Origin of the sequence: Actinomadura sp. 21ATH (genome assembly GCF_041951345.1) — a bacterium.
In the GTDB taxonomy this organism is placed as follows: domain Bacteria; phylum Actinomycetota; class Actinomycetes; order Streptosporangiales; family Streptosporangiaceae; genus Spirillospora.
Map to the genome: position 1 here is coordinate 1 of NZ_JBGNUR010000005.1, position 14377 is coordinate 14377.

Below are 14377 nucleotides of genomic sequence, written 5' to 3' on the forward strand. Positions count from 1 at the left end.
ACCCGCTACAACACCCGCCGCCGCCACTCGGCCTTGGGCCACCTCTCACCGATCAACTACGAGAAAACCACAGGTAGCCTCACCGCTGCCGCCTGAAACCGGTGTCCACATCTCAGGGGGAACCCCCGAGTTCTTCGATGCGCTGATCAGCGCAGGTGTCTACTGCCCTGACCCCAGCCACAACAGCTTTTTCATCGAACCGGCCGTGGCCGCCTTCGGCGCGCGCCAGGTGATGGCAGCCCTGCTCGACCGCCTCCGTGGCGGCACCGACCCCGAGCGTGCCGGGGCCGCACGCGCCATTTATCACGCATGGGCCTTCGCGCCGCGCGGTACCAACATCTTCACACCGGAAGCCCAGGCCGAGTACGACGCCGTGAGGGTTCTGCGGGACCGATGGGACGAGGCCGCACTGCGCGAGTTCGTCGCCAACCCCGACCTTGACGTGCGGCGCTGCATACTGCCCCTCCTCAACCTGAAGGCCGAGCGCTGGCCGGCCGAGCTACGCGAGCTGGTCACCGAGGCGACGCGCATCTCCCATGCGCACCCTGACGAGTACATCCGGCACCGAGGCGAGATCCAGGCCGGGCGGACAGTTCGCGAGGACTGACCACCCGCCTTAAGCGGATAAGAGGCGGCGCGCTGCCCTGTTCAGTCGGCTCGCGGGTGCCGCGCCGGCCTTCCTCGGTGAGCTCGAAGGCCGCGCTGGTCGCCGCCGCGCTGGGAACCACGCACATCCGACCGGTCATGTGACAGATGCCCTGCTACGAGGGGCGTTCGTAGCGTTCACGGCATGAACACCACAGTGGAATTCGTGCTCGACATCCCATGCGTCTGGTCGTACTTCGCGTTCGCTCGGCTGCGCCGGGCACTGGCCCGGTTCAGGGCCGAGGGCGGCCGGGCCGAGGTCGTCTTCCGGCCGTACCAGCTGAGCCCGGACGCAACCGTGGCGGGCGAGCCCAAGACCGAGGTGCTGCGCCGTGCGTTCGGCGGGGACCCCGCGGAGGCGATCGCCGCGATCACCGCCAAGGCCGCCGGGGAGGGCCTGGAGTTCCGGCATGACAGGGCGGTCTTCTCCAACACCTTCGAGGCGCACCGCCTGGTCAGGGTGGCCGCGGCTCAGGGGCGGGGCGAGGAGATGGTCGAACGGCTCTTCCGCGCGCACCACACCGACGAGCTCAACATCGCCGATGTGGACGTTCTGAAGGGCCTGGCGGCCGAGGCCGGTGTCGGGTGGAGCGACGAGGGTGCCGAGGAGACGCGGCGGGAACTCGACAGGGTGCGGCGCTCGGGGGTCCGCGGGGTGCCGGTGCTGCGGTTCGGTGACCGGCCGCAGGTCTCTGGAGCCTTGACGGAGGAGGAGTTCCTGGCCGCGCTGAGGGCCGGCGCGACAGGACGTCCCGCGGTCAACAGCGGAGTGGACGAAGCGGACCTCGCGCGGCTGCGGCGGCTGGTCGCGGATCTGGAGGACGGCTTCAACCGGAAGCGGGCCGCCGTGCTGGACCGGCCGTTCGCCGCGGACGCCGTCGTGGTCGTGCCGGACGGAACGTTGATCCGGGGCTGGGACGACCTGTTCGCGTACCACACCGCTCGGCTTGCGGGTGCCGTGGCCGACTGGCGGACCCGCGTGACGCTGCTGGACGCCGCTTCGCCCAATCCCGGCACTGCCGTCCTGCACCTGCGGCAGGAGACCACCGGGCCGGACCTCGCCTTCGCCAACCACGGCACCGCCGTCGCGGTCCGCCGCGACGGCGCCTGGTGGATCAGCGCACTCCAGAACACCAATGTTGCGAGCTAGGCCAACTGTCCCCGCGGTTGCCCGGTGGCCATTGACCAGGGCGTTGAGCCGTAGAAGCAGCGAAGGGCGATGCGCGGTGTGCGTGGTCGTCACGAACGGGACGTGGCCGGAATGCCGGATAGCGGTGAGCGGCCCAGGGCACGGCGCCCTGGGCCGCTGGTCTCGGCGGGGGCGTTCAGGCGACGGTGACGGCGGCCAGGGCGATGGCGGAACCGGCGAAGACGATGGTGTTGCGGGATGTGGGTCTGAGTGCGGACCTAGGAGGGGAAGGCGTTCTCGGCGGCCTTGAGGAACGGGGCGCGACCTGGACGCGGGCCGGTTCGGGTCGTTCTTGCGGTTGTAAGGCGGCCTGGACCGAGGGGACAGCGGTGAGGTCGCTGTAGACGATCCCGGCGTTCAGCAGCAGGACCAGCGAGGAGGAGACTCAGGTCAGTGGCCGGGTCGGCACCGGCGAGGTTGAACGCGGCGGTGCCGATCATCATGGCGGCGACCGGGGCGGCGGGTCTCGTGGCCGCTCGCGACGAAGCGAAGCTTGTTCTCCTCCAGGACTTGCGGGCGGACGTTCTGGCGTTGGCGTTTGGCGACCGTGGCGACCTTGGGGACAGGACCGAAGCAGTGGCGGACAATCGGGATGCTGACGAAGGCGGCAACGATGAGCAACTGCAGACTCGTCCTCGTCCGTCAGGGTGAAGCGGTGACAGCGCCGATCAGCGGGATCGGAGCCGCAGCGCACGAGTCCGGCCCTCGCCGGCTGAACGATCCGGCCACCCCGGCGACTCTTCTCCAGCACAAGGGCATCGGCGCCCTACCTGCTGTGGCCGCACCCACCCCCTCCTGGCCGTCCGCGTGCTGCTGGGCGTGATCTTTAGCAAGGCGGGGCGGGCGGCTTCGAAACCGGCATCGCCCAGAGGGCGCGGATGCGCGGGGGTGACCGGCATCCCGCTGCCGACCTCGACGCACCGTAACCGGCGTTCATGCAAGCTTGGAGCACATCTAGCGAACTCCGATCCATTCGCCGCTGTTCGTATTGGTCAGACGATCGTCGAGGGCGAGGCTCATTGGACCGCCGTGACACCCGGCTCAGGGCCTTCCTGACCGACCACGCCGCGTGCTGGCGTTGGCGGTGGACGCATGCCTGGTGCGGTGGCAGTGGAGAGCGGGCATAATCGGTGCATTGCGGACAAGGGTGGGCGCGATGATCGTGAGGCGGGGGGAAGCGGCCGAGCCGAGGCTGAGCGTGAGCGTGGTGCCGGTGGGGCCGTGGTTGACGGTGGAGTTGCGCGGGGACTTGGACCTGACCACCGAGCCGGAGTTCAGCGAGCAGGTCGGTCAGCTGATCGCGCGGCAGCCCGGTCCGCGGATCGCGCTGGAGCTGTCGCAGCTGGCCTTCTGCGATTCCTCAGGGCTCAACGCGCTGATCCGTTTGTGGAAGCGGGCCGCTGCGGCGGGCGGGCAGCTGGTGCTGGTGCGGCCGACTCCGCGGGTGGTCAACGTGCTGGTCACCACGGGGCTGGACCGCTTCTTGAAGATCTGCGATGCGCTGCCGGAGATCGAGGAGGGGCCGACTCCGGAGCCGGTCTGACCAGGGAGGCCGGGCCGGAGGAACGGGCAATAGGACGATCCAGGCGAGTACGTGGCCGGGTGTCCCTGGCAGCTGCCGCCACGGCCCCGGGCCCGGGCCCGGCTGGCTGACCCCGGAAGTTCCCCACCCGGATGGCGTGCCGGTGCGGGCACGCCGGGCGGCTACGGCTGGTCGGCCGGTCCGTCGGTCGGAGGGAGCGCCGACATGGGCGGTGCCGTCGCGGCCGGGGCCGTGGGGGGTATGGATCTCGGCGACGGGAGCGTCCGGCCGCGGCCGCAGTTGGTCGTAGCGGTGCTGGACGGCAGCGGCGTCCGGCAGCTTCAACACCGCGGCGATCGCCTCGCAGCTCAACCCGGCCTCATGCACCGCGCCGACGAGTTCGGCTTCCAGCTCGTCCAGGTTCAGCCATGCCGCCTGCAGGACCACCAGCGCCGCGGCCAGGCCGGTGACGCCGGGCGGGGCGCCGGACCGCCCGGCTGCGTACCGATCTGCTCACCGACTCCGCCGGCGGTCGGCGGGCCGCCGCCGTACGGTCGTGACCGGTGCGAATGAAGACCGGTGGTGGGGGTAATGCGGGGGTCATGCGAATCGGTGTGCTGGATGTGGGGTCGAACTCCGCGCATTTGAAGGTGGTGGACGTGCAGGTGGGGCAGCCGCCGCGGCCGGTGGCGACGGTCAAGCATCCCACCCGGCTGGCCGAGTCGATCGACGCCGACGGCACGATCGCGGGCCCGGCCGTGGAACGGCTGGTGACCGCCGTCGGGCGGGCGGTGCGGGCGGCGAGGTCGCATCGGGTCGATGAGCTGCTGGCGTTCGCGACCTCGGCGGTGCGGGACGCGACCAACCGCGACCACGTCGTCGACCGCGTCACCCGCGCCACGGGACTGCGGCTGGGGTTCCTGTCCGGCACCGATGAGGCGCGGCTGACGTTCCTGGCCTCCCGCGCCTGGTACGGCTGGTCGGCGGGGTCGATGCTGCTGGCCGATATCGGTGGCGGCTCGCTGGAGGTCGCCTACGGGCACGGGCAGGAGCCGTCACTGGCGTCCTCGCTGCCGCTGGGCGCCGGTCGGCTCACCCGCCGGTTCCTGCCCGGCGACCCGCCCCCGCGCCGACATGTGCGGCGGCTGCGCCTCCACATCGAGGAGCACCTGGCCGCGCACCTGACCGAGGTCACCCACGCGCTGGAGTCCGCGCGGCGCCAGAGGATGCGGGAGGGCGGGGTGCCGGTGCGGCCGGTGGCCACCTCCAGGACCTTCTTCCAGCTCGCGCGCCTGACCGGGGCCCCCAAACGCAAGGCCGGCGCGCACGTGCCCCGCGTGCTGGAACTGGACCGGCTGCGCGCCCAGATCCTCGTTCTGGCCGCCAAGACCCACGCCGAGCGGGCCCGGCTGCCCGGAGTGTCACGGCCGCGGGCGCCGCAGATCCTGGCCGGCGCGATCGTCGCCGAAACCCTGATGACCAGGTTGCGGGTGCCGCGGCTGGAGATCTGCCCGTGGGCGATCCGTGAAGGCGTCATGATCCGCCACTTGCAGGCCATGACCGACCCGGCGACCGCCGACACCGAAACCGCGGCGCTCACCCAGGACGCCACCCTGCTTCAAGGGCCTCGCCTGCATGCGGTACCGGACCTGGTGCCTGCGGCCGCCAGCCCGGTCCGCTGCGGAGCCTGACCAGCCCGCCCACCGGACGCCGCCGTAGCCGACGCCCTCGGCGCGGCGGAGTCCATGGGCCGGCGCGGGTGCACCGGCCTCCGCGACCAGGGCACCACACCGATGCCGCGAAGCTATGGGTTCAACGCCAGGTTCGGCTGGGTGACCGGCCGATTCGGAGTCTCCTGGCGGCTCAACCTCCCGTGAATGGTCGTTGGATCACAAGCTGAATCCCGGGTTGAGCCGCCGGCATGGCGTGGGTCACCAGGGCTCGGTCAACTCGCTGCCGGTGCTGCTGTGCCGGCTGTCGGCATCGGCGCGCTCGCGGTCCTGGTACGCCTGCCAGCGATCGTGGAGGGCCTCGCGGCGATCGGCGGCGGCGGTCACGCGGTCCTGGGCGGCCTGCCGGCGGTCCTGGTCGCTGTCGCACCGATCTTCCACGGCCTCCTGGCGGCGCTGGGCCGCCGCCGCCAGCAGGGTACGCAGCAGCTTGCGGTCCTGCAGGTTGTGTTCGCGGTCGGCCGCCGCCATCTCCCGGTCCACTTCGGCCTGCTGTCGCAGCTCCGCCTCGGCCGCCGACTCGGGCCTGCCCGCCTCAAGGCGCCGGCCGCGCGTGTGGGCCGCGTGCTCGGCGGCGACCCGATCACGCAACTCCGCCGCCCGCAGCAGCTCAGCCAGCAACCGCTCCTCGTCGGCGGCGTCCTGGTCGGCGTCCGCGGCCGCGGCATCGCGGGCCCGTGCCCGCAGGTCGCGGTCCTGGGCCCGCGTGTCACGCCGCTGCGCGGCCAGGTCGCGTTTGAGCGCGGCCTCGTCCCGGGCCACACCGGCATCCCGGCGTTCCACCGGCCCGCTGTCGCCATCGGGCCACCGATCAGGTCCGGTGCCCTCACTGGAGGCCAGCCGCCAGTTCAGCATCAACGCCATCTGCTCGGCCGCCGCCCGCACATCGGCGGCGGGATGGCCGACCAGTTCCTCCAACAGCACCGCTACCAGCGCGGCCTCGGCTCGGTTCAACATCGCCCACCTGGCTCTCGCCACTGAACAAAGAGTCCCCTAGCCTCGACATTCTCCCACCCAGGAGCCACACCCGGAACCGCTACGCGCACGGCCGAACCCCCGGACGCACACGCCTCCATCCCGTCGCGCCCGGCTCACCGGTGTGGCCGATCGGCTCGGCTGACTTCGTAGCGCCGCCGACCGGCTGGACGGCGTTCAACGTGCGCGTGGCGGCGGAAATCGCTGTGGGGTGCGGCGGTCAACACCTGGAACGCCCGTCGGGTCTCGTGGTCAATATGGGGCCGGTCATCGTGTTGGACAACGCCTTTTGTTCCGAAGGCGAGGACCTGCGAGCGCAGTCGCGGGGACGGCGGCGGCAGGCGCTGTGAGCGGTGATGGCGCTGCTGTCGCTGCGCGTTCCTTGCGTCGGCCGCCAGGGAACGGCTGCGGGTCCGAGTGCGCCTGCTGAGGTTTCATGCCGCCGCGCACGCCAGCAGAAGGCCGCCGCCGATGACCTCGACCCAGAAGTAGAACCAGGACGGGTAGAACGCCGCCGGACGGTCGAAGGCCCGCGCGAACAGGCGTCCCGCGGCCATGCCGAGCAGCGCGACGCCGACGGCCGCCAAGACCCCTTGGCGGGACGCGCCGGTGGCGGCCGCCGCCCAGACCAGCAGGCCGCCGACGGCGACGCCGAACCCGCCGTACACGGCGCGAACCTCGGTCCGCGCCTCGGCCGAGTCGAGCGTGATACCGAACGGCCTGATCAGCGCGGCCGGCGCCAGCAGGCCGTACAGCCCCATCCCGAGGAAGAACACGGCGGCGCAGATCGCGATCGGTGTCGTCATGCCGCCAGGATGGTGCCCGTGTCCCCGAGTGCGCTGTCACCAACGTGCCATCCGAGCCCGGTGTTGTGGCTGTGGCCCGGCCAGGCCATCTACGCCGGACCGGCACTCGGCCTGGGCCCGCACGCGGGCTCGGTCGCCTGCCTGGCCGTCGGGCTCGACGCGCCGTTTCGGGTACGGGCCGGGGACGGCGCGGTCTGTGTCCGAGCCCGCACGGCGCTGATCGCGCCCCGGGTACGGCACCTGCTGACCGCCGAGGGCGACCGGATGCTCTTCTGCTATCTCGATCCCGCTTCGGCGCGGCGATCGGCCTGCGAACAGCGGATGACCGGCGGCCGAGCGCCCGTCCTGACCGGTCACCGCGACGAGCACGCCCTGCTGACACTGGCTGCGGACCTGCACCTGGCGAGCGGGGCGCGCCGCTGGCTGGACCGCGCGGCCCCCGACGCGCCCGCAGGGCCAGACCAGCGCATCCGCGCCGTCACCGCACTGCTGCTCGACGAGACCCACCGGACCGTGATGGCCGCAGAGGGCGCAGCCATCTGCGGGCTGTCGCTCTCGCGCTTCCTGCACCTGTTCAAGACGCATACCGGCACGAGCTTCCGGCGCTACCGGCTCTGGGCGCGGATGATCGCCGCCGGGCGGACGATCAGCGCGGGCGGCGATCTCACCCGCGCCGCGGCCGAGGCGGGCTTCGCCACCCCTTCGCACTTCAGCGCCGCCTTCCACCGCATGTTCGGGCTCCAGCCCGGCCGGCTGCTGGCCACCGGCCTCACCATCGCCGATGCAAGCGAGACTCCGTTGCCCAAAGAACGACCCTGACCCGCTGCTGGCCGCGAGCGAGTCGCATGGCGGCATGAACTCCGGGAGCACCTGCGGGCGGGGCCGACCACGGACATCACCTCCACCGTCGAGGATCTCCTTGACTCTCTCGACACCGTGGACGAGGAGGGCTGAGCGGTATGTCAGAGGTTGTGCTCGTAACCGATCAGTAGCCAGGGCTGGTCCAGGGTGCTGCGGTGGTGAGCTGCCGGTCGGTGAGCGGGCGCGGAAGAAGGCGTGGACGTCGGCGGCGGCCGGACCAGTCGGAGGCGGTATCGGCCAGGCGGTTCATCAGCACGGCGCAGATCCGTACGGTCGGGTCGAGCCGTGAGTCCTCGGCCAGGAACGTCCGGACGGCCCTGGCATGGTGGACGCTGTCGTGGTCACAGATCACCACGGGGTGCCGGGTGCGGGGTACGCGGCCCGCACCGCGCGCATCAGCAGTGTGGTGAAGTCGACCGCGCAGCGACCCCGAGCCCGTGCCCACACCGCCCAGTGGCCCACCTCTAGCGCACCAAACACCGTCACCTGACGGCTCTTGCCAGGTGTGCCAATCTCGGGACGGCACTGCGCGGCGACGAGCCCGACCGCACATGCGCCCCAGCGCCACGATCCACTCACTCAGCCGCGCGCCGTCCAGCCGGAGCCGCTCCGGCCTAGGGTGATCAGCCAGGCTGGCGCCGCCGCCGGTATCGCCCCGGCCGCTCCAGCACCGGCCGGACCGTGGCCGGGCGGCTTTCGAGCAGCTCGGCGATCTCGGCCGGGCACAGGTCGTGCAGCGGCAGCAGCACGGCATCGCCCGCGGTGCATGGTGCGGTGCGGTGGCTCTCGTCGCTTCGCAGTGTTCGGGAGGCGAACCGCCCGATCCGGCGTGTGGTCCCGAAGAGCGGATAGCGGTGTAGCCGCTGTGATTCGGTTGCTTGCCGCACAGGCGTTGAACCGAGTGATCAACGGCAAGGTGCGGTGGCCCATGTGGGTGACGTGAGCGCGACCGGCAGTGGCGTTCCATGGTGGGACGACTCCGAAGCCACTCAAGGCGGCGTCACCGGGTCCGCGGCAGATGAAGTTGCACTTGGCGGAGAACGTCAGACTCTGGGGATAAATGACATGTCAAGAAGTCTGGACGCGAATGCCCGTTACCGTCCCCACCTCCGGCAAGAATGGCACCGAACCCGCCGAACTTGAGGATCGCATTCCACCGGCCACCCGTTTGCACCATTTGCCGGATAGGCAAAGAGCAGAGTTCAAGCAGCAAGGGCAAAAGCTCCCACCTCCACTGACTTCATTTAGTAACGTATCGGATGCACACTGTCGCTGTAGTCGGACATACAGCGCCGCTCCCGCCTGAAAGGACCCCCAATGCGGGTACTCGCACGTTCCGCCGCCCTTGTCCTGGTCCCCGCCGCCCTCCTCGCGGTGACCGCTGCTCCCTCCTCCGCCGCACCCGACCCGGTCGCAACGGTCGACTGCGCGGTCCAAGAGGTCACCGGCCTTGCCGATCTCGCAAACCCCGGGGTTCCATCCGAGGTGCCTGCGGCGGGCTGCCTCGCTCCCTGACCTCCGGCCGCCCGGGAAGCCCAGATCGTTCTATCGGCGATCTGGGCTTCCCGATGTCCGGATCAGTCGATCGGGATGTGACCGGTTCGGCCCTGGACGTCGTCGCCGACCGGAGCGTCATGGCCCATCCAGGTAGTCATGCCGTGCAGCCTGCACGCCCCTACTGCACGGTGAGCCCCCATGTGGCGGACATGACGTCCAACCGGTCGTCGAGGGCCCCTCGCCGCAAGGAGCGCGAGTCGACGAACTCCAGACTCCGATCTTGCATTCAGGGATCACAGGGACCCTTCTCAGAAAACACACCGTACCGAGGGCGCGGCAAGCCAGACTCGCAGAAGGAGGCCCACCGTACACACGCACGGCTGCGCGGGCCCGGCGAACGGGCTAACGCCCAGCCTCAAGGCACGGCGAATACTCCACAGGCTGCGTTGCTGCCTCTGGCGTACGGGACGCATCGCCAAGGCCGTCCACACCCTTCAGCCACGCGAGACCGGATCATGCCGAGAAAGCCCACCGTGCTGCGTGATGTCGAGGGGATGCGACGATCTCAGCGTGCATACATCGGAGACTCTGTCTCCCGCTCAGCGTGCGTTCATGCTCAACGCGTTCGAGATAGACATTCTCCCGGGCGTACGCGGCGACCTGGAGAAGTCGTACGAGAACGCTTCCGGTGCGGAGCTCGCTGATGTCCTGCTTCCGCTCGTCGACAGAGGGTGGATCGTCGTCTGCCGCGTCATTCCCTGGACAGCGCCCGACGGAAGCGGCGGGTTCCAGCCCGGCAGGCCCATCGCGCGAAGCGAGCTGCCCGTGCTCCTGGCCGACGATGGGAACTGGGAGCATCCCGACGACGGTGAGTGGATCGGCTGCCTGACGCTCGTACTGACCGCCAGGGGACGAGAGATCGCCTGGTAGCCCGGCAGCAGTCGCTACGGGCCAAGAGTGAACACGTTTCAGCAACAGGGTGGGGGCGGTTGGCGGACGGGCACGGTTCGGGCCGCAGCAGGACGCCGTCGCCGAGGTCGAAGCGCAGGATCGGCCGGGAACCTCGCGTTCTCCGGCGGCGGGACCGGTCACCGACCGGTGGACGAGACCTTCGGCCACGCAGTCATACTTGGCCGAGTCCTCCCCGCGGTGCCCGGCCGGGCTGTCCACCTTCTAGGAAGGACTTCCAGGTGGTTTCGTCCAACGCTGCTGAGCTGCGAGCTGCTCACCCTGCCCGCGTTCATCGCGCGTCTCGGGCCATCACCGCCCTGAACTGCGGCGCGTCGCCCCGCTGCCCGGCGGTGACCACCAGCGACAACGGCCTTTGGCCCTGCTCACAGGCCAGGTGCAGCTTGGTCGGCAGCCCACTCCGCGACTGTCCCAGGGTGCGGTCGCCGGGCCCGGACGTCGTCGTGCCGGGGCGGTTCGGACTGTTCGTTCCCGTGGCGGCGGGCTACGGCGGCGTGCTGGTGGGCGCGCATGACGGTGGAGTCGGCCTCGGCCTGGAGTCTGGCCAGGAAGTTCGCCCAGGCCCCGTCGCGCTGCCAGCGGCGAAACAGCGACTACACCGCCCGCCAGGAGCCGTAGCAGGCGGGCACGTCCCGCCACGGCGCGCCGACCCGGACCCGCCAGCGGATGCCGTCGATGAGCCGCCGTTTCGTCCATTTCGAGGGCCGGCTGGACGTCTGGGGGCGGGCAGCAGGGGTTCCAGCCGCGCCCACTGCCCATCGGCCAGGTCGAACCGCCTCGCCACCGCCAGGGTGGCCACGAGGTCTCCGGTGTTGTTCTTCTTGGTCGATGAACGCTCTACCGAAACCTCACTGCGTCCGGCGCATGACACGCCGCCGCTCACCTCACTCCGAAACAGCCCTAGGCCGCGACCACCACGCTGGAGTTGGCGGCCTATGCCTCCCAGCGTGCGGCCGCCCCATCGTCCTGGCGGACGGTACGGCTGACACGAGCTTCGAGTAACCCGGTTGTCAGATCGCCCGCCAAGGTTCCGAGACTGCGATGACGCTGGCCCACATCGCGATCTCCTCCAAGAAGAATGCGCCGAAAAGCCACCGTTCATACCCCGAGCAAGCTGGCCTGTTTCGGCACACATGCCGTGATGCGCTGATCAGGGGCGTACTGTCTGGCCGAGGTGATTGGGGGCCAAGGACAGTGATGTTGCGCAAGGGAGAAAACGCCACTCTGGAGGCCGGACGGATCCACGTCGCCGTGAGTGCCGCGGGTCGGGCGATCGACGTGTCGGCAGTGCTTCTAGACGAGGACCGGCGGGTGCGCTCGGACGAGGATCTGGTCTTCTTCAACCACCCCGCACAGGACGGGGTGAGGCTGGACGGCGATGGGGTCGTCGTCGACCCGGACGTGGTGCCCGGTGACGTCTCGACCATCGCGGTGGTCGCCAACGTCGACGGGCCCGGCACGTTCGACGGTGTCACGGTTCGCGCCGCCGTGCATGGCGGGCCCGCGTTCGAGACCCCGGTGATGACGGCGGGTGAGACGGTGCTGGTCGTCGTCGAGATCTACCGGCGCGCGCAGACCTGGAAGATCCGGGCGGTGGGTCAGGGTTGGGCGAGCGGCCTGGCCGGGCTGGCCACCGACTTCGGGGTGGAGGTGAACGACGAGCGCGCCGATGAACCGCCGGTCGAGGTGGACCTGCGCAAGCGCATCTCGTTGCGCAAGGAGGCTGTCCGCGTCTCGCTGGAGAAGAAGGGGATCGGCGGTGTGCGGGCGCGGGTGGCCGTCGCGCTGGACGCCTCGGGCTCGATGCGGCGAATGTACAAGGACGGCGTGGTCGCCGACATCGTGGAGCGGATGGCGGCGATCGCCCTGCAGGTGGACGACGACGCGGCGCTGGAGGCGTGGATCTTCGCCACCGACTTCGCGCGGCTACCGCCGCTGAAGGTCGCTGAAATCCAGGCGTGGACGCACGACAACGTGCGCATGCACGAGGCCGTCGCCGCCGACGGCGCCCGCGTCAGCCTGGGCGGCCGCAACAACGAGCCACAGGTGATCGCCGACATCGTCTCCTACTACGCCGACCGGCCGGGCGAGCCGGTGCTCGTGCTTTTCTTCTCCGACGGCGGGGTGGCCAAGGACGCCCAGATCGCCCGCCTGCTGCGCGAGGCGTCGGAGCGTCCGATCTTCTGGCAGTTCATCGGCCTCGGCCACGGCCGGTACGGGCTCCTGCACAAGCTCGACGACCTCGACGGCCGGCTGGTCGACAACGCCGGTTTCTTCGCCGTGGACGACATCGCCGATATCACCGACGCAGAGCTCTACCACCGCATCCTCTCCGAATTCCCAGAATGGCTGAGAGCCGCGAAAGCCCACGGGATACCTCTCGGCTCAAATTGAAGGAGCAACCACGTCCCGCGCCGTTCGACGAAGCCCCGCCGCGCCGAAGACCATGTCACCCTGCGTCCCTGCCCCCATGTTCGCTCGTTGCTTGCCCGGGGACACCGGTACGACCCGTCAGACGCCGACACGAAGCGGCACGCGGGTAGCGCTGAACGCAGACAGGGTGGCACCGTTTGACGCAGAGAGCGCCGCTCTAATCAGCTCGACAGGCTCAGACCAGCCACCAGACGGCTGGCCGTTTAGGACATGGCCTGAAGTCAGCGCGACCCGACGCGCCCCCGCCCTGGTCGCCGCCAAGAACCGCCGGACGTCCCCCACCCATCATGAGCATGCTGATGGGCGATCCCCTGACTAGCGCCGTCGCCGTGCTCGTCGTCGAGCAGGAACTGCAGGTAGGCCCGGTCCTTGGCGAGCTGAAGCCGGTCGGTGTCGGCGTGCGGGTAGGCGTACCCGAACAGGCGGGTGGTTGGGGCAGTCCTGGGCGAGTTCGGTCAGTGTCCTTCTCGGCGACGGCGGCGGCCAAGCGTCGGCGCTGCTTGATCGCGGTCCACACCGCCGGTGTAGGGGCACCGCGCCTGCTCATACGGCGGCAGCCATTCGCGCGGGCCCTGGTCGGCCTTATGCCGGGTTGGTGCGGGCAGTGACGGCGGCCAGGGCGCGCTCGTTGTCCAGGTCGTTGCGTAGGCGCGGCAGCGGTCGGCATCCCAGCCGCAGGCGCCCGAGTCCCCACGCCTCCGCCAGCGGCACCATGTGGTCGTTGTCCAGGCCCCGGTTGCCCGCTGACCCGGGTGTCGTCGCGGAGGAGCCGACGGCCGGTCCCGTCGGTACTCCGGCACCGCGCGTTGGCCTCCGGCTCCTGCACCGCCTCGGCGATCAGGACCTCGTGGCGGGTGCCGCAGCCGTTGGGCGTGACGAAACGATGGGAAGCCTCGAGGTCTCGTGTGAGGTTCACTGCATCCCGTACCCGTGAGCGTTTTTATAGGGCCCTGGGGCCCCAATTCACTTTCGGACATTGACGCCCATCAGTGCCAGGGTAACGATGAAGCCGACAGCTCCTCTCCAGGGAAGAGTCAATGAAATCACTGCTAAGAAGTTCGATCAAGGCCGCGACCCTGGCCGCAATCGCGGTCCCGGCCGCTCTCGTTCCCGCGAACGGGGCGGCAGCTCGGGCCGGATGGCAGGATTGGGGCGCATGGCAGTTGCAGAGCTACGGCATCTCGTGTCGTAACTACGTGGACGCCACCACGACGGGATCCAGGCTCCTGGTCAGCGGCTACTTCGAGTGCAACGGCGGAATTGGCGGCTCCTTGACCGTCAACATCGGCGGCACCACAAGAACGAAGTACTGCTTCGCCGAGGAGGTCGCGAGGCTGGGATCCTGTTACACCTCGTTCTATGTCACAAATCCGAGCGGCAGCCAATCCTGGACGGCCGTGACGATCTCAAAGATCGGCGGCGAGCCAGAAGCCGCACGCATCTCATTCCGAGCTTAATCGGGGCAACTCAATACTTCGGGTCGGGCGGGATGCGCGAGCCTTTCCGGGGGACGACAGCGCAGACGGACGTGCGGTCCACGCGAGGCGGCTGAGCATCTGCGACCTCGAGGTAAGCCACGCCGAGCAGCAGGCGGCTGTATTTGCCGTTCGCCCACGAACCCTGGCCGCTGCACTCGGCCGAACTCCTCGACCATGCCGACGAGGGACAGTTCGCCGCCGTCGGCGTACCGGCGCCCGAAGCCCCACCCGCCAGCGCGCTGCACGCCCCCGAGGTACGCCCGCGCAGCGGC

14 protein-coding genes and 1 pseudogene are annotated in these 14377 nt (G+C 70.0%); 10 read left to right on the plus strand and 5 right to left on the minus strand.

Annotated elements, in window-relative coordinates; genetic code table 11:
- Positions 1-205: 205 nt before the first annotated feature.
- The 5 genes from ACA361_RS17110 to ACA361_RS17130 all read left to right on the plus strand — a co-directional run bounded on the left by ACA361_RS17110 (position 206) and on the right by ACA361_RS17130 (position 5047).
- The gene (locus ACA361_RS17110) at positions 206-607 is read left to right on the plus strand and encodes a hypothetical protein (protein ID WP_375012980.1); all 402 of its coding nucleotides are present in this window, start codon (positions 206-208) and stop codon (positions 605-607) included.
- A 183-nt stretch (positions 608-790) separates the two neighbouring features.
- Positions 791-1795 (plus strand): SgcJ/EcaC family oxidoreductase, encoded by a 1005-nt coding sequence (locus tag ACA361_RS17115; RefSeq protein ID WP_375012981.1) that lies wholly within the window; start codon positions 791-793, stop codon positions 1793-1795.
- A 468-nt stretch (positions 1796-2263) separates the two neighbouring features.
- On the plus strand, positions 2264-2485 hold the full coding sequence (locus ACA361_RS17120; protein ID WP_375012982.1) for a hypothetical protein: 222 nt from the start codon (positions 2264-2266) through the stop codon (positions 2483-2485).
- 505 nt (positions 2486-2990) lie between these two features.
- Positions 2991-3377, plus strand: a complete 387-nt coding sequence (locus ACA361_RS17125; protein ID WP_375012983.1) for an STAS domain-containing protein — start codon at positions 2991-2993, stop codon at positions 3375-3377.
- A 638-nt stretch (positions 3378-4015) separates the two neighbouring features.
- Positions 4016-5047, plus strand: a complete 1032-nt coding sequence (locus tag ACA361_RS17130) for a Ppx/GppA phosphatase family protein (RefSeq protein ID WP_375012984.1) — start codon at positions 4016-4018, stop codon at positions 5045-5047.
- A 240-nt stretch (positions 5048-5287) separates the two neighbouring features.
- Here ACA361_RS17130 and ACA361_RS17135 read toward each other — a convergent pair whose 3' ends face one another.
- Positions 5288-6043 carry a hypothetical protein gene (locus tag ACA361_RS17135; protein WP_375012985.1) on the minus strand — a complete coding sequence of 252 codons (756 nt, stop codon included), beginning with the start codon at positions 6041-6043 and terminating at the stop codon, positions 5288-5290.
- Between the two features lie 452 nt (positions 6044-6495).
- A complete protein-coding gene (locus ACA361_RS17140; RefSeq protein ID WP_375012986.1) occupies positions 6496-6867 on the minus strand; it encodes a DUF4345 domain-containing protein in 372 nt (123 codons plus the stop codon).
- A 9-nt stretch (positions 6868-6876) separates the two neighbouring features.
- On the opposite strand from ACA361_RS17140, the gene ACA361_RS17145 reads away from it, so the two are divergent.
- Complete coding sequence (locus tag ACA361_RS17145; RefSeq protein ID WP_375012987.1) at positions 6877-7686, plus strand: helix-turn-helix domain-containing protein; 810 nt, start codon at positions 6877-6879, stop codon at positions 7684-7686.
- 166 nt (positions 7687-7852) lie between these two features.
- Here the strand turns inward: ACA361_RS17145 and ACA361_RS17150 are convergent, their stop codons facing one another.
- Both ACA361_RS17150 and ACA361_RS17155 read right to left on the minus strand, forming a co-directional pair.
- Positions 7853-8083, minus strand: coding sequence for a hypothetical protein (locus tag ACA361_RS17150; protein WP_375012988.1), 231 nt, complete (start codon positions 8081-8083; stop codon positions 7853-7855).
- A 268-nt stretch (positions 8084-8351) separates the two neighbouring features.
- The gene (locus tag ACA361_RS17155) at positions 8352-8477 is read right to left on the minus strand and encodes a hypothetical protein (protein ID WP_375012989.1); all 126 of its coding nucleotides are present in this window, start codon (positions 8475-8477) and stop codon (positions 8352-8354) included.
- A gap of 1065 nt (positions 8478-9542) precedes the next feature.
- Between ACA361_RS17155 and ACA361_RS17160 the strand changes: the two are divergent.
- Together ACA361_RS17160 and ACA361_RS17165 are read left to right on the plus strand one after the other, a co-directional pair.
- A pseudogene (locus tag ACA361_RS17160) lies at positions 9543-9732 on the plus strand (IS5/IS1182 family transposase); the annotation flags it as partial.
- A gap of 105 nt (positions 9733-9837) precedes the next feature.
- Positions 9838-10155 carry a hypothetical protein gene (locus tag ACA361_RS17165; protein WP_375013582.1) on the plus strand — a complete coding sequence of 106 codons (318 nt, stop codon included), beginning with the start codon at positions 9838-9840 and terminating at the stop codon, positions 10153-10155.
- A gap of 632 nt (positions 10156-10787) precedes the next feature.
- Here ACA361_RS17165 and ACA361_RS17170 read toward each other — a convergent pair.
- Entirely contained in the window at positions 10788-10946 is a 159-nt protein-coding gene (locus ACA361_RS17170; protein ID WP_375012990.1) for a transposase, read from the minus strand.
- 445 nt (positions 10947-11391) lie between these two features.
- Between ACA361_RS17170 and ACA361_RS17175 the strand changes: the two genes are divergently transcribed.
- Positions 11392-12588 carry a VWA domain-containing protein gene (locus tag ACA361_RS17175; RefSeq protein WP_375012991.1) on the plus strand — a complete coding sequence of 399 codons (1197 nt, stop codon included), beginning with the start codon at positions 11392-11394 and terminating at the stop codon, positions 12586-12588.
- Positions 12589-13664: 1076 nt separating this feature from the next.
- Entirely contained in the window at positions 13665-14084 is a 420-nt protein-coding gene (locus ACA361_RS17180; RefSeq protein ID WP_375012992.1) for a hypothetical protein, read from the plus strand.
- The last annotated feature ends 293 nt before the right edge of the window (positions 14085-14377 follow it).

Coding starts and splice junctions, on each gene's coding strand:
- ACA361_RS17115 (WP_375012981.1), top strand. CDS start 791: ATGAACACCACAGTGGAATTCGTGCTCGACATCCCATGCGTCTGGTCG.
- ACA361_RS17125 (WP_375012983.1), top strand. CDS start 2,991: ATGATCGTGAGGCGGGGGGAAGCGGCCGAGCCGAGGCTGAGCGTGAGC.
- ACA361_RS17135 (WP_375012985.1), bottom strand. CDS start 6,043: ATGTTGAACCGAGCCGAGGCCGCGCTGGTAGCGGTGCTGTTGGAGGAA.
- ACA361_RS17140 (WP_375012986.1), bottom strand. CDS start 6,867: ATGACGACACCGATCGCGATCTGCGCCGCCGTGTTCTTCCTCGGGATG.
- ACA361_RS17145 (WP_375012987.1), top strand. CDS start 6,877: ATGGTGCCCGTGTCCCCGAGTGCGCTGTCACCAACGTGCCATCCGAGC.
- ACA361_RS17165 (WP_375013582.1), top strand. CDS start 9,838: ATGCTCAACGCGTTCGAGATAGACATTCTCCCGGGCGTACGCGGCGAC.
- ACA361_RS17175 (WP_375012991.1), top strand. CDS start 11,392: ATGTTGCGCAAGGGAGAAAACGCCACTCTGGAGGCCGGACGGATCCAC.
- ACA361_RS17180 (WP_375012992.1), top strand. CDS start 13,665: ATGAAATCACTGCTAAGAAGTTCGATCAAGGCCGCGACCCTGGCCGCA.